Origin of the sequence: Palleronia salina, from assembly GCF_900141995.1 — a bacterium.
GTDB classification, from domain to species: domain Bacteria; phylum Pseudomonadota; class Alphaproteobacteria; order Rhodobacterales; family Rhodobacteraceae; genus Palleronia; species Palleronia salina.
Genome location: NZ_FQZA01000003.1, coordinates 1 through 14,492, shown reverse-complemented (window position 1 = coordinate 14,492; position 14,492 = coordinate 1). Strand labels below are relative to the sequence as shown.

The 14,492-nt window shown below is 66.1% G+C and carries 15 protein-coding genes; 9 read left to right on the top strand and 6 right to left on the bottom strand.

Annotation, left to right across the window (positions count from 1 at the left end; all coding sequences use genetic code 11):
- Positions 1–67: 67 nt before the first annotated feature.
- The 3 genes from BUB76_RS05390 to BUB76_RS05380 all read right to left on the bottom strand — a co-directional run bounded on the left by BUB76_RS05390 (position 68) and on the right by BUB76_RS05380 (position 3,017).
- Entirely contained in the window at positions 68–853 is a 786-nt protein-coding gene (locus tag BUB76_RS05390; RefSeq protein ID WP_214607520.1) for an ATP-binding cassette domain-containing protein, read from the bottom strand.
- A complete protein-coding gene (locus BUB76_RS05385) occupies positions 850–1,917 on the bottom strand; it encodes an ABC transporter permease (protein ID WP_073127598.1) in 1,068 nt (355 codons plus the stop codon). The genes BUB76_RS05390 and BUB76_RS05385 overlap by 4 nt, the downstream gene beginning before the upstream one ends.
- A gap of 77 nt (positions 1,918–1,994) precedes the next feature.
- Complete coding sequence (locus BUB76_RS05380) at positions 1,995–3,017, bottom strand: sugar ABC transporter substrate-binding protein (RefSeq protein WP_073127596.1); 1,023 nt, start codon at positions 3,015–3,017, stop codon at positions 1,995–1,997.
- A 203-nt stretch (positions 3,018–3,220) separates the two neighbouring features.
- On the opposite strand from BUB76_RS05380, the gene BUB76_RS05375 reads away from it, so the two are divergent.
- From BUB76_RS05375 to BUB76_RS05340, 8 genes are all read left to right on the top strand, one after another.
- Positions 3,221–4,432 (top strand): ROK family transcriptional regulator, encoded by a 1,212-nt coding sequence (locus BUB76_RS05375; protein WP_073127594.1) that lies wholly within the window; start codon positions 3,221–3,223, stop codon positions 4,430–4,432.
- Between the two features lie 268 nt (positions 4,433–4,700).
- On the top strand, positions 4,701–7,571 hold the full coding sequence (locus BUB76_RS05370) for a monovalent cation/H+ antiporter subunit A (protein WP_073127592.1): 2,871 nt from the start codon (positions 4,701–4,703) through the stop codon (positions 7,569–7,571).
- 1 nt (position 7,572) lies between these two features.
- A complete protein-coding gene (locus BUB76_RS05365; protein ID WP_073127590.1) occupies positions 7,573–7,953 on the top strand; it encodes a Na+/H+ antiporter subunit C in 381 nt (126 codons plus the stop codon).
- Complete coding sequence (locus tag BUB76_RS05360) at positions 7,950–9,620, top strand: monovalent cation/H+ antiporter subunit D (RefSeq protein WP_073127588.1); 1,671 nt, start codon at positions 7,950–7,952, stop codon at positions 9,618–9,620. Before BUB76_RS05365 ends, BUB76_RS05360 begins: the two co-directional genes overlap by 4 nt.
- A 1-nt stretch (position 9,621) precedes the next feature.
- Entirely contained in the window at positions 9,622–10,110 is a 489-nt protein-coding gene (locus BUB76_RS05355; RefSeq protein WP_073127586.1) for a Na+/H+ antiporter subunit E, read from the top strand.
- Entirely contained in the window at positions 10,107–10,376 is a 270-nt protein-coding gene (locus BUB76_RS05350) for a K+/H+ antiporter subunit F (RefSeq protein ID WP_073127584.1), read from the top strand. The genes BUB76_RS05355 and BUB76_RS05350 overlap by 4 nt, the downstream gene beginning before the upstream one ends.
- Positions 10,373–10,756, top strand: coding sequence for a monovalent cation/H(+) antiporter subunit G (gene mnhG, locus BUB76_RS05345; RefSeq protein ID WP_073127581.1), 384 nt, complete (start codon positions 10,373–10,375; stop codon positions 10,754–10,756). Before BUB76_RS05350 ends, mnhG begins: the two co-directional genes overlap by 4 nt.
- Before the next feature lie 260 nt (positions 10,757–11,016).
- Positions 11,017–11,346, top strand: a complete 330-nt coding sequence (locus tag BUB76_RS05340; protein ID WP_073127579.1) for an ArsR/SmtB family transcription factor — start codon at positions 11,017–11,019, stop codon at positions 11,344–11,346.
- A gap of 195 nt (positions 11,347–11,541) precedes the next feature.
- Here BUB76_RS05340 and BUB76_RS05335 read toward each other — a convergent pair whose 3' ends face one another.
- The 3 genes from BUB76_RS05335 to BUB76_RS05325 form a co-directional block, all read right to left on the bottom strand.
- Positions 11,542–12,300, bottom strand: coding sequence for a class I SAM-dependent methyltransferase (locus tag BUB76_RS05335; RefSeq protein WP_073127578.1), 759 nt, complete (start codon positions 12,298–12,300; stop codon positions 11,542–11,544).
- A gap of 87 nt (positions 12,301–12,387) precedes the next feature.
- On the bottom strand, positions 12,388–13,050 hold the full coding sequence (locus BUB76_RS05330; protein WP_175550269.1) for a class I SAM-dependent methyltransferase: 663 nt from the start codon (positions 13,048–13,050) through the stop codon (positions 12,388–12,390).
- A gap of 11 nt (positions 13,051–13,061) precedes the next feature.
- A complete protein-coding gene (locus BUB76_RS05325; protein WP_073127576.1) occupies positions 13,062–14,198 on the bottom strand; it encodes a glycosyltransferase family 4 protein in 1,137 nt (378 codons plus the stop codon).
- Positions 14,199–14,235: 37 nt separating this feature from the next.
- On the opposite strand from BUB76_RS05325, the gene BUB76_RS05320 reads away from it, so the two are divergent.
- Positions 14,236–14,492, top strand: a 257-nt coding sequence (locus tag BUB76_RS05320; RefSeq protein WP_073127575.1) for a transposase, incomplete at its 3' end; no start/stop codon positions are given.

The following is a 14,492-nucleotide window of genomic DNA, read 5'->3' as shown; positions in this document are numbered from 1 at the left end:
GCCCCGATGCGGCGCGGGCCGCCCCCTTGGGGACGGCCCGCGCGAAGGTTTCAATCCGGACCGCGGCTCAGGCGGCCTGTTGCGACGGGTCGGGATCCTTGGCGCCGGTCATGTAGGCCACCGCGTCGGACATGGTGCATTTCTTGGGGTCCACGACCGTCAGCCGCTTGCCCAGCCGGTGCACGTGGATGCGGTCGGCGACCTCGAACACGTGGGGCATGTTGTGGCTGATCAGGATGATCGGGATGCCGCGCGATTTCACGTCCATGATCAGCTCGAGCACGCGGCGGCTTTCCTTCACGCCCAGCGCGGCCGTCGGCTCGTCCAGGATGATGACCTTGGAGCCGAAGGCCGCGGCGCGGGCCACGGCGACGCCCTGCCGCTGGCCGCCCGACAGCGTCTCGACCGCCTGGTTGATGTTCTGGATCGTCATCAAGCCGAGGTCGCTCAGCTTCTGCCGGGCGAAGTCCTCCATCTTCTTCTTGTCGAGCATCCGGAGGTACTTGCCGAGGAATCCCTCGCGCCGGATCTCGCGGCCCATGAACATGTTGTCGGCGATGGACAGCGCGGGCGACATGGCGAGGGTCTGGTAGACCGTCTCGATCCCCGCCTCGCGCGCCTCGATGGGATTATAGAAGGTGACCTTCTTCCCCTCGAGCCAGATTTCGCCCGAATCGGGAACCACGGCCCCCGACACGGCCTTGATGAGGCTGGACTTGCCCGCGCCATTGTCGCCGATGACCGCCAGGATCTCGCCCGGGTAGAGGTCGAAATCCGCGTGATCGATGGCGGTGACCCGGCCATAGCGCTTGACCAGGTTGCGTGCCTTGAGGATGGGTTCCCGATCGCTCATGCCGATGCCTTTCTGATCCATTGGTCCACGGCCACGGCGGCGATGATGAGCACGCCGATCAGCAGGTAGGTCCACTGCGCGTCGGCCCCGGCCAGGCGCAGACCCATCTCGAACGCGCCGACGATCAGCGCACCGAGGAACATGCCCACGATGGTGCCGCGTCCGCCGAAGAGCGAGATGCCCCCGATCACCACGGCGGTGATGGCCTGGATGTTGCCGAGCTGCCCGGTGGAGGCCGAGGGCGAGACGGACCCGAAACGCCCGATCATGACCCAGCCGGCGATGGCGCAGAAGAAGCCCGCCAGCGCGTAGACCTGGATCAGCTGGCGCGAGCGGTTCACGCCCGACAGCTGCGCGGCCTCCTCGTCGTCGCCCACGGCATAGACGTGTCGGCCCCAGGCCGTGTGGCGCAGGATGTAGGCCATGATCGCCACCAGCACGAGAAGAAGAACCACCCCGTAGGTCACGCGGGCGTCGAAGACCTCGAAGGTCGAGCCCCAGAATTTCAGGACCGGCGCCTCGGCGTCGAGCTCCTGGCTGCGGATCGTCTCGTTCGCCGAGTAGATGTAGTTCGCGGCGAGGAAGATCTGCCAGGTGCCCAGCGTGGTGATGAAGGGCGGTATTCGGAGTTTCGCCACCAGCACCCCGTTCAGCGCGCCCATGGCCGTCCCCGCGGCAAGGCCGATGACGATCGCGGCCGAGGGCGGGATGCCGTAGCGGAAGGTGAACTGGCCCATGATGACCGAGCTGAGCACCGCCATGGCGCCCACGGACAGGTCGATGCCGGCGGTCAGGATCACCAGCGACTGCGCGATGCCGAGGATGCCGACGATTCCGATCTGCTGGAAGATCAGCGACAGGGTCGCGACCCGCCAGAAATTCGCGTTGAGCAGGCCGAAGACGATGACCGCCAGGACCAGCACGATCAGCGGCACCAGCGCAGGCGAATGGTGAAGGATACTGTGGATCCGGCCCAGCAGGCCCTTTTCCTCGTACTCGAACTCGGCCTGGGCGTCGGACTTGCCGCCCCGCGTGCTTGCCTCGTAGTTGTCGGCGTCGCTCATGGCTCTCCCCCCTATGGCATGCCGGAACGGGCGGCCCCGACCGGGCCGCCCGCCATGTGTTTCAGCCAGGTGTCACATCAGCCCCAGCAGAGCTCGAGCCCTTCCTCGACCGAGATCGAATCGACCCCTTCCACCGGCGCGTCGGTGACCAGGGCGACGCCCGTGTCGTAGAAGTCCTTGCCTTCGGTGGGCTCGGGGACGGTGCCGTCCTCTGCGTACTGGGCGATGGCCTCGATCCCCAGCGACGCCATGCGCAGCGGGTACTGCTGCGAGGTCGCGCCGATCACGCCGTCGGCCACGTTCTGCACACCCGGGCAGCCACCATCGACCGAAGTGATGATGACGCCTTCGGTCGAGCCCATCTGCTGAAGCGCCTGGTAAGCACCGGCGGCGGCGGGTTCGTTGATGGTGTAGACCACGTTGATGTCGGGATCCTGCACCAGCAGGTTCTCCATCGCGGTGCGGCCGCCTTCCTCGTTGCCGGCGGTCACGTCGTGGCCGACGATGCGGGGATCGTCCTCGTCACCCCATTCGTCGGGGTTGCCGATGTCGATGCCGAAGCCCGTCAGGAAGCCCTGGTCGCGCAGGACGCCCACGGTGGGCTGGCTGATGGCCAGGTCCAGCATTGCGATCTTGGCGTTCTCGGCCTCGTCGCCCATGGTCGCGGCGGCCCAGCGGCCGATCAGTTCACCGGCCAGGAAGTTGTCCGTGGCAAAGGTGGCGTGGGCGGCGTCGATGGGATTCAGCGGCGTGTCGAGCGCGATGACCAGCAGGCCCGCCTCCTTGGCCTGCTCGACCGACGGCACGATGGCCGCGGTGTCGGACGCGGTGATCAGGATCCCGCTGGCACCGTCGGCGATGCAGGTCTCGATCGCGGCGATCTGGGTTTCGGTATCGCCGTCGATGCGGCCCGCGAAGGTCTTGAGCTCGATGCCCAGTTCCTCGGCCTTGGCCTGTGCCCCTTCACGCATCTTCACGAAGAACGGGTTGGTGTCGGTCTTGGTGATCAGGCACGCCGAGACGTCTCCATGTTCGGCGGCGTGTGCCGCGCCGGACACGGCTACGGTCATGAATGCCGTTGCGGTAAGTATCTTCTTCATTTCTTTCCTCCCGGTTGTGTTATGCAAGTCTGTAACGCACATTGAACACAGCTCAATTCGTAACAAGTTTGCATTATTTTTCAAACCTTTCAGAATTCGAGACGCACGCCAACGGAATAATTCACTTAACATGATGTTCCCGTTGCGCGTGTCGGATTTTTTGGCGATCACTTGGCGGTTGTGGATCTAGGGAAGCGGGGACGATGAAGGACATGAAGCCGAACGTGGGCGCAGGCGTTAACCAGAGCGGCCTGCGCGATTTCAACGAACGGCTGCTGTTGACCATGATCCAGAAGCTGGGCCCGCGGCCCGGCAGCGAGCTGGCGCGCCAGGCGAATCTTTCGGCCCAGACGGTTTCGGTGATCCTGCGCGGGCTCGAACAGGAAGGGCTGGTGCGCAAGGGCGAACCCATGCGCGGCCGCGTGGGCAAGCCGTCCGTGCCCATCGCCCTGAACCCCGACGGCGCGTATTCCTTCGGGCTCAAGATCGGGCGGCGCAGTTCCGAGGTGGCGCTGGTCGACCTGATGGGCAACATCCGCGCGCAGGAGCGGCTGAAATACCCCTATCCCCTGCCCGACCGGATCTTCGGCTTCCTGAAGGACTGCATCGCCCAGATGACGGCCGACATGGCGCCCGCCCAGATCGACCGCATCGGCGGGATCGGCGTGGCGACCCCGTTCCAGATCTGGGAATGGCGCGAGTCGCTGGATGCGCCCGCCAAGGATTTCGAGGCGTGGATCGACCTGGACTTCGCGACCGAGATCGAACGCTTCAGCCACCTGCCGGTTCACGTCGTCAACGATGCGACCGCCGCCTGCCACGCCGAGAACGCGGTGGGCGTGGGGCGCGACCTGTCGGACTTCGTGCATTTCTTCGTGGGCACGTTCATCGGCGGCGGCATCGTGCTGAACCGCGCGGTCTATGAAGGCAGCTTCGGCAACGCGGGGGCGCTTGGCTCGATCCCCAGCATGGGGGCCGACGGCGAGAGCCGCCAGCTGCTGCACACGGCATCGCTGTTCCTCCTGGAAAAGGAAATCGCGGCCAAGGGCGCGGATCCCAAGGCGCTTTATCGCGACCTGAACGACTGGAGCGAACACACCGCCGAGGTCGACGCCTGGGTGGACCGCGCGGGCGCCGAGATCGCGGCGGCCGTCCTGTCGGCCTGCGCGATCATCGACTTTCCGCACGTGGTGATCGACGGGGCGTTCCCCCGCACGGTACGCGCCGCGCTGGTGGACCGGGTCGCGGCGGAGCTGGCGAAACTCGATTCGCGCGGCCTGATCGTGCCGCAGGTCCACGCGGGCAGGGTGGGCCCCAATGCACGGGTCAAGGGGGCGGCCTTCGGACCGCTGCAAGCCCAGCATTTCCTGCAGCAAAGCCCGTTCTCACCGGCTTTGCAGGACGCCACTGCCTGATTTATTTGCACTTTGTGAACGCCTCGCTAATGTGCGCGGGCAAGGGATCACGAACGTGATTCCGGTGTGATCCGCCGCGCGCGATGCGCGGGGCGCCGATCCGCCGGGGCCTGGGATTGCAACGTCGGGAGGAGTTGGCGTTGCAATCCCTGTGCCCGGCTTTCTTGGCCAGGTCACCGGGCCGCCGACCGGGCCGAAACAATCAGAAATCGGTTAACAAATGACGTGCCGGCATTGCCCCCCGGGCTGGGCGTGCCATAACTGCACCATGTCCTTGTTTCTGATCGTTGCCTTGCCGTTCCTCGGTGCGCTGCTGCCGGGCCTGATGATTCAAGCGGGTCGACAGGCGTGTTTCATGGCCACCTTCCTGGTGACCCTGCTGACCGCCGTGGGCGTCGCCGTCCACGCGCCGGCGGTCCTGTCGGGCGAGGTGATCACCGCGCAGGCCGAATGGCTGCCGGGGCTGGGGATGAACGCCAATTTCTTCCTCGACCCCCTGGGCCTGATGTTCGCGGGGCTGATCCTCGGGATCGGCCTGCTGATCATCGCCTACGCCCGCAAGTACCTGTCGCGCGACGACAACATGGGCGAATTCTTCACCTACCTGCTGCTGTTCCAGGGCGCGATGGTGGGGATCGTGCTGTGCGACAACATCCTGATGCTCCTCATCTTCTGGGAACTCACGTCGCTGTCGTCCTTCCTGCTGATCGGCTTCTGGAAGCACCTGCCCGCGGGCCGCCAGGGCGCGCGGATGGCGCTGACCGTCACCGGCATGGGCGGGCTGGCCCTGATCGGCGGCATGCTGATCCTTGGCAACATCGTGGGCAGCTACGATCTGACCGTCATCCTCGAGAACCGCGAGGCGATCCAGGCCGACCCGATGTACCTGCCCGCGCTGATCCTGATCCTGCTGGGCTGCTTCACCAAGTCGGCGCAGTTCCCGTTCCATTTCTGGCTGCCCCACGCCATGGCCGCGCCGACGCCGGTGTCGGCCTACCTGCACTCGGCCACCATGGTGAAGGCGGGCCTGTTCATCCTGGCGCGCATGTGGCCGGTCCTGTCGGGCACCGACGCGTGGTTCTGGCTGGTCTCGGGCGCGGGCATCATCACCATGGCGCTGGCCGCGATCATCGCGCTGTTCAAGGACGACCTGAAGGCGCTGCTGGCCTTCTCGACCGTCAGTCACCTGGGCCTGATCACCTTCCTGCTGGGCACCGGCACCGGCTATGCCGCCATGGCCGCGGTGTTCCACATCCTCAACCACGCGAGTTTCAAGGCCGCGCTGTTCATGACCGCGGGCATCGTCGATCACGAGGCGCATACCCGCGACATCCCGCGCCTGGGCGGGCTGCGCAAGCTCATGCCGATCACCTTCGCCATCGGCACGCTGGCCGCGCTGTCCATGGCCGGCATCCCGTTCTTCAACGGCTTCCTGTCCAAGGAGATGTTCCTGGAGGAGGCCGCGCATACCAAGCTGTTCGGCAGCTACTATGCTGTGCCGGTGATCGCGACGGTGGGCGCGCTGTTCTCGGCCGCGTACTCGTTCCGGTTCATCGTGCACACCTTCCTGGGCCCGGTGCGCGACGATTACCCGGCCAAGCCGCATGATCCGCCCACCGGCATGTGGCTGCCGCCCGCGATCCTGATCGTGCCCGTCCTGCTGATCGGCATCCTGCCCTTCCTGGCCGAGCCATTCGTCAAGACGGTGACCTATGCCGTCATCGGCGGCGCGGTCGAGATGCCGGACGCGCATCTGAAGCTGTGGCACGGCCTGACCCCCGCGCTGTACATGTCGATCATCGCGGTGGTCGGTGGCTTGATCCTGCTGGCGCTCTATTCCCTGCTGGCGCGCGGCTGGAACGCCGCCCCGCGCCCCGAGGCCAAGCCCATGTTCGACGCGGTCATCGCAGCGGCCGTGGCCCTGGCCGGGCGGATCACCCAAGGGCTGCACAACGGCAGCTTCACCCGCTACGCCGCGATCATGATCGTCACGATCATCGCCCTGGGCGTCCATGCCTGGATGACCGGCGCTTTCGCGGGGTATACCCGCGCCGCGCTGGACATGACCGCGAACGCGGTCGCCGGGTGGGGCATGCTGGTGGCCGCGACGATCACGCTGGTCATCGTGCACCGCAACCGGCTGGCCGCGCTGATCCTGATGGGGATCGTGGGGCTGATGGTGTCCGTGGGCTTCAACTTCTTCTCGGCGCCCGACCTGGCGCTGACGCAGATCAGCGTCGAGGTGGTGACGATCATCCTGCTGCTCCTGGCGCTGAACTTCCTGCCCAACCGCACCCCGCGCGAGACCAGCGGCCTGCGCAAGACCCGCGACGCGGTGATCGCGCTGGCGGGCGGCGGCGCCGTGACCGCGCTGATCTATTCCATGCTGCGCACCGATTTCGCGGCCGAAAGCATCTCGCAGTACCACCTGGACAATTCCTACAAGGGCGGCGGCGGCGACAACGTGGTGAACGTGATCCTCGTCGACTTCCGGGGCTTCGACACCTTCGGCGAGATCATCGTCCTGGGAATCGCCGCGCTGGTCATCTACGCGCTGACCGAGGCGCTGCTGTCGTCGTCGGTGCGCGCGCGGCTGCTGAACCGCGGCTACGAGGAACGCCGCGCGGGCGACGCCCACCCGGTGATGATGGTCGTGCTGACCCGGGTGCTGCTGCCCATCGCGCTGATGGTCGGCTTCTACATCTTCCTGCGCGGCCATAACGAGCCGGGCGGCGGCTTCATCGCCGGCCTGGTCGTGGCGATCGCGGTGGTGATGCAATACATGGCGTCGGGCTTTGCCTGGGCGGCCAAGCGGCAGCGCTATCCCTATCACGGGATCATCGGGGCGGGCGTGCTGATCGCCGGGCTGACCGGCATCGGGGCGTGGTTCTTCGGCAAGCCGTTCCTGACCTCGGCCTTCGGGTATTTCCGCATCCCGCCGATGAACGAGTTCGAGCTGGCCACCGCCATGGGCTTCGACCTGGGCGTCTTCCTGGCGGTCGTGGGCGCGGTGATGCTGTCGCTGGAAAGCTTCTCGCGGCTGGGACGCCGGTCGGGCGAGGACACGCCCGAGCATGCCATGGATATCGACCCGTCGCGGGATGACGACGACGACAAGACCGACGGAAAGGGCCACTGACATGGAGCTTCTGGTCGCATCGGCCGTGGGGGTGATGACCGCGGCGGGGATCTACCTCGTGCTGCGCCTGCGCACCTTCCCGGTGATCATCGGCGTATCGCTTCTGACCTACGCGGTGAACGTGTTCCTGTTCGCCAGCGGGCGGCTGGCCATGGACATGCCGCCGATCCTGCGCGACGGGGTCGAGACCTACACCGATCCACTGCCGCAGGCGCTGGTGCTGACGGCGATCGTGATCTCGTTCGGGATGACGGCCGTCGTGGTCATCATCGCGCTGGGATCGTGGCTGGCCTGCGACGACGATTTCGTCGAGGCGGTGGAGCAGCATGATCCGCGCACCAGCAGCGCCGATCCGGCCCCGCGCGGACAGGACGCGGCATGAGCCACTGGATGACCCTGCCCGTCGTGCTGCCCGCAATGCTGGCGGCGATCATCGTGCTGTCGGCCCGATTCCACATGTCGCTTGCGCGGACGTTCTCGGTCGCGGGAACCGTCGCGCTGGCCCTGGTGGCCGCCGGGCTGTTTTGGCGGGCAAGTGACGGGACCATCGACGTCTACGCGCTGGGCAACTGGACGGCGCCCTTCGGCATCGTGCTGGTGACCGACCGGCTGTCGACGCTGATGCTGCTGCTCACATCGCTGCTGGCGCTGCCGGTCCTGCTATACGCCATAGGGTCGGGCTGGGACAAAAGGGGGTGGCACTTCCACGCGCTGTTCCAGTTCCAGCTGATGGGCATCAACGGCGCCTTCCTGACCGGCGACGCGTTCAACCTTTTCGTGTTCTTCGAGGTGCTGCTGATCGCCAGCTACGGCCTGATGATACACGCGGGCGGGGCCGAGCGGCTGCGCGCGGGCGTGCAGTACGTTCTTTACAACCTGCTGGGCTCGACCCTGTTCCTGTTCGCGCTGGGCACGCTCTATGCCGAGACCGGCACGCTGAACATGGCCGACCTGGCCGAGCGGGTGTCGATGATGGGCCCCGACGCCACGGCCGGGATCCGGGTGGCGTCGGTCCTGCTGATCCTGGTCTTCGCGGTGAAGGCGGCGGTGCTGCCGCTGCATTTCTGGCTGCCGGCCAGCTATTCCGAGGCGCCGGGCCCGGTCGCGGCGCTGTTCGCCATCATGACGAAGGTGGGCGCCTATTCGATCATCCGCTTCTACACGCTGGTCTTCCCGCCCGATCTCGAGATCACGCAGGGCCTGTTCGGCACGTGGCTTCTGCCCGCCGCGCTGCTGACGCTGACCGTGGGTATGGTGGGCGTGCTGGGCGCGCGGCGGCTGGATCGGCTGGTGGCGTTCTCGGTCATCGGCTCCATGGGGATGCTGCTGATCGCGGTGTCGGTCTTCACCGAGACGGGCATTTCGGCGGCGCTCTACTATGCCCTGCATTCGACCCTGGCGACCGCGGCGCTGTTCCTGCTGGTCGACACGGTGCGCGAGCGGCGCGGCGGCATCGGCGCACGACTGCAGGACGCCACCCCGATCATGGGCGGGCCGCTGGTCGCAGGCCTGTTCTTCGCCGCGGCCATCGCCATGTGCGGGCTGCCTCCGCTTTCGGGCTTCGTGGGCAAGCTGCTGGTGCTGGACGCAGCGCGCGACAACGCGCTGGCCGTCTGGGTCTGGGCGGTGGTGCTGTCGACGTCGCTGGTGGCGATCGTGGGCTTCGGCCGCGCGGGCAGCCAGGTGTTCTGGAAGGCCCACCAGGTCGCCGCGACCCGCGCCGACGGGACCGAGCGCGACGCCGAGGCAGACGTGGACAACGCCCCCGACCCCGAGCCGTCGCCCGCCGCGCTGCCCATGGTGGCCATAGGCGCGCTGATCGCGGGGCTGGTGGCGCTGACCGTGGCGGCGGGGCCGATCAAGCGGACGCTGGACGCCACGGCGGCGCAACTTTTCGCCCCCGAGCCGTATATCACCACGGTGATGTCGACCGAAGGCAAGGACCTGTCGGGCTATGGCCATGGGGACGAGGGCTACGGCGAAAGCGCGGGTGACGACGGTGCCCATGGCAGCAGCGCGGACGATACGTCGGATTCGGAGGGCCACTGAGATGACACGGCTGTTCCCCCACCCCTTCCTGACACTGATACTGATCGTGGTGTGGTGCCTGCTGTCGCAGGCCTTCACCCTGGGCACCGTGGTCTTCGGCACGATTCTCGGGATCATCCTTCCCTTCGTGACCGCCGCCTTCTGGCCCGACCGGCCGAAGATCTCGAACCCGTTCAAGCTGCTCGTCTACATCGTGATCGTGGTCTACGACATCATCGTCGCGAACGTGGTTGTCGCGGCGATCATCCTGTTCAAGTCCAACGCCGCGCGCCGGCCGGCCTGGGTGCCGATCCCGCTGGAGCTGAAATCGCCCGAGGCGATCACGGTGCTGGCGGGCACCATCACCCTGACGCCCGGCACGGTCAGCGTCGACCTGTCCGAGGACGGCCGGTCGCTGCTGGTGCACGCGCTCGACGCGCCCGACCCCGACGGCGTGCGCGACGACATCAAGTCCCGCTACGAATCCCGGCTGAAGGAGATCTTCGAATGATCGATATCGCCCTTGTCTTCGCCTTCGTCACCGTGGGTGCCGCGCAGGTCATGGCCATGATCCGGCTGATGCGTGGCCCCCATATCGGCGACCGCATCCTCGCGCTGGACACCATGGTGATCAACGCCATCGCGCTGATCGTGCTGATCGGCGTCCAGTGGGGCACGCAGATGTATTTCGAAAGCGGGATGATCATCGCCATGCTGGGCTTCATCTCGACCGTGGCGCTGGCGCGCTTCGTGCTGCGCGGGGACATCATCGAATGACCGAGTACCTGGAAATCGCCGCCGCGATCAGCCTGTTCATCGGCGGGTTCTTCACGCTGGTCGGGTCCATCGGCCTGCTGAAGGTGGACACGCCCATGTCGCGCCTGCACGCGCCCACCAAGGCCAGCACATTGGGGGTGGGGGCGCTTCTGCTCGGCTCCATGCTGGCGGCTTTCGCGCGGGGCGAGGGGTCGCTGCACCAGGTGCTGATCCTGGCGTTCCTGTTCGTCACCGCGCCGATCACCGCGAACTTCATCGCCAAGGTCCACCTCCATGGGCGGACCTCGCAAAAGAGCCCGCCACCCCCGCCGACGGGCGGCCAGTGGGCCACCTACGACACCCCGCAGGACGAGACGCGTAAGCCGGTCGAGGGCAACTGAGCCGCAGCGCCCGCGCCGGAACACCATGCCTTTCGCAGGTGCCCCCGGTTCATCTTCATCCGCGTCCGTTTGGACTTGATGAGCCGTCAGTTACCCCGGCACGACGGGCGCACTCCACTTTCCAGCGATGGTCCGGCGCGTGATCGGGGACACCACGCGGTGCAGGATTTCGGTAATGCTTCAAATTGCGATTCTGGGGCATTCCGTCTATATTGTCCTCGGATCTGCCATGACCGCAGTCCGAGACAGGAAGTCACCAGTTGGCCCTACCGACGTTCGACGAAAAAACGAGTGCCGCCGAGTTCGACCAGATGGCGCGCAATGCGCGCAACGCGGCGGATTTTCTGAAGGCCCTGGGTCATGAAAGCCGCCTGATGATCCTGTGCCATCTGGCCACCGGCGAGAAATCGGTGACCGAGCTCGAGCGGCTCCTCTCGGTACGGCAGGCCGCGGTATCGCAGCAACTGATGCGGCTTCGGCAGGAAGAGCTCGTGAAGCCGCGGCGCGAGGGCAAGCAGATCTTCTATTCCTTGGCGGACGAACGGGCGGTGCGGATCATGGAAGTCCTGTACGACCTGTTCTGCGACTAGGTCCACGCCAGCCCCGACGCGACCGATCCCGGCCGCAGGCCGCGGTGACCGCGCGCCATCCATGATCCGTTTCCCTCCGAACGACGGCCTTTCCTCGGGACTATCCGCCCTGCGACCCGCATGCGCCGGTGGGGAGGGCAACAGCGCGCCCTGGCATATTGGCCGGAACGCGCGGGGCAAGCGCGAGCGCCGCCCTCAGGTCAGCGGTTTGCGGGCGACGATGGTCATGTTCTCGGTCGGGCCCTGCACCGTGCTGTCGCGCATCTTGCGGCCCAGCGCGCGCGCTTCGTCGTCGTTGGTGACGTAAAGCGCGGCCGGAATGGCCGGACGCTCGGGCGCTGCGTTGGCATAGACGATCTCCATCCCGAAGGTCGTCAGGATGTCGACCATCGTGGGGGTGCTGATGTAGACCACGTAGTTGGTGATGAACTCGGACTGGTCGCCCTTGCCCAGACCTTCCAGATAGGCGGCGGCGAATTCGCGCGGCAGGTAGGGCGGCCAGGGCGCCGCGGCGTGGCCATCCCAGTTGTTGCGCACGTCGTCGGCATGCAAGACTACGGTTCCGCCGGGGGCCAGCGTGCGGACGATCTCGCGGACCGAGCATTGCGGATCGGTCACGTGCTCGAACACGAACCACGAATAGATCGCGTCGAAATGGTTCGACGGATAGGGCATCAGGCGGCCGTCATAGAGATGGAAGCGGTCGCGCAGGTCCGGGAAATTCCGGTCGGCGATGTTGAGATACTGGCGCTGACGTTCGCTGTCGGTCTCGATCCCCCAGGCTTCCAGGCCGTTGTTATGCGCCGCCAGCATGAAGCCCCCGGCGCCGCAGCCGAAGTCTAGGATCCGGCCCGAGGCCGAGGTCCCGAAATGCTTGTTGTGCAAACGCTGGTACTGCTGGAAACGCTCCTCGCCCTTCGACAGGACCTGAGCTTGGAACTTGGTGGGCGCCATCGAGCGGGCTCCTTCTTTCATCGGGTTGGACGCGGGGCGCCCGGATTTCGGGGGGCTCGGGCGCGGCGGGAACCGGCCCGGTCACGGTCAGCCGGCGTCTTCCCGGACCAAAGCGGCGTCGTTGTACATCATCGGCTGCATCGCGAGATAGCGGAACTTCCAGGGGTGGTTCAGCGCCAGTTCGTTCACGGCACGGGCCACGCCGCAATGAAACATCGTGGCCGCCGACCAGACGGCGTAATCGTTGAAGACCAGCACGCCGTCCTTCTTGACCTTGGGCAACGAGGCCTCGATGTCGCGCATCACGCCTTCGTAGGTGTGGTCGCCGTCGATGTAGATCACGTCGAAATAGTCATCGGGCATCTTGCGCATGTTGGTCGATCTGTCGCCGATATGGGTGGTCACCCGATCGCTGCCATCGGCCAGGTTGGCGCGGATCTCGGGGTTCACGAGACGGGTGATGTCGATGTCGAACAGGTGCAGACGCTTGGGTTCGAGACGGGTCAGCAGCTCGAGCGAGAAGTCACCGCGGTCGACCCCGATCTCGGCCACGGTGCCGCCCTTGGACAGCTTGTCGATCAGCTTCATCCGGTTCGGCAGAACCTCGCAGCCCTCGTATTTCTCGGCCGGCAGTTCCTGCGCCGGGTGATGATAGCGGCCGCCCCCGGTGCGGAATTCCTTCAGCGTGCGCGCGAAGTCCCGGCGCTTTTTCTCGACTTGCTCAAAGGTGACTTTGGTCTTCTTGGTCATTCGGGGCTCGCTCATAGTGTGAAGAACGTCTGGGTGAAAATCTCGACATCATGAAGTGCCACGGTCTGTGCAAGGCGGTTGCGCGCCATGTCAAGGTCGGACTGGTCGGCGAAGTCGATCACGTCGGGAATTGCATCCTCCATGTCGGCGTAGACATGAGGAGAGAACAGCGACCGCGCCCCGGGCCAGTCGTAGACGACCGGCAGACAGCCCGACGCCATGCCTTCGATCACGGATGTATGGCAGCCTTCGCTGTCGGAACTGGACAGGATCGTGCCCACGCCGCGATACCATTCCTCCATGTCCGGGCCGGCCGGATCGAAGCGCACGTTGGCGGCCAGGTCGGGGTCGGCATAGATCTCGGAGAACAGCTTTTCGAACTGCGCGCGCGTGTCGTCCTGGCGGTCCCAGACCCAGGCGATCTCCCACGGCATGGCGCTGCGCACGGCCAGGGTGAACCGGTCGTCCCGCGCCCGGAGCGCGCGGAAGAATGCGATCGCACGGTCGAACCGCTTGTGCTCGAACGGGTTGATGCCGACCAGGCCCAGCGTGAACCGTGCCTCGGGCAGCTTGGGGCGCTGGAGACCGTGCCAGTCGATGTATTGCGGCAGCACGTGAATGCGGTCCGGGTCGACCCGGTGACGTTCTATCATCCGGTCGCGGAACCAGTCCGAGACCACGATCAGCGCATCAACGTTGTTCCAGTTCACCAGCGCGGGAAAATCGCGAAACGCCTCGAACCGGTGCAACCGCACGATCAGCTTGGTGCCCGGCCGCTTGTTGTTCGAGTGCCAGACGGCGTTCTGGCAGCACCATTCGCAAAACACCGTATCGGCCTTGGCCGGCACCATGGGGCGGCCGTCGGGCTTGACGGTGCTGGACCAGGTTTCCCAGCTGAGGCTGACGCCGGCATCGCCGTTGATGCGGTCCACGAACTGGCGCAGGAACTTGCGCTCGTGGGTGGCGATGTGGACATGGCGCGGCTCGGACACCAGCGACGGTTTGCCCGAGGGATATCCGCGCACCGCGCGGCCCAGCCGGTCGGCCAGTTTCTCGGCCGAGAAGCGTTGCGCGATCTCGGCGATGCGCGCCTGGGCGGCGGCATACTCGGCCCCGCTGAAATGCCCCCTCTGAAGTGGTCCGCCCACTGGGATAGAATGATCCCGTCATGGAGAGGACCAGAGAATGGCTGGGAAGCGAGAGAAGCCCGAAGACATCGTTCTGAAGCTGCGGCAGGTTGAGGTGCTGCAAGGCCAAGGGCTGTCGGTCGGTGATGCGGTGCGCCAGGTCGGCATCACGCAGCAGAGCTACTACCGGTGGCGCAGGCAGTATGGCGGCATGAGCCGCGATCAGCTGAAGCGACTCAAGGAGCTCGAGACAGAGAACCAGCGGCTCCGGCGTGCTGTCTCCGACCTGACCCTCGACAAGATGATCCTGAGCGA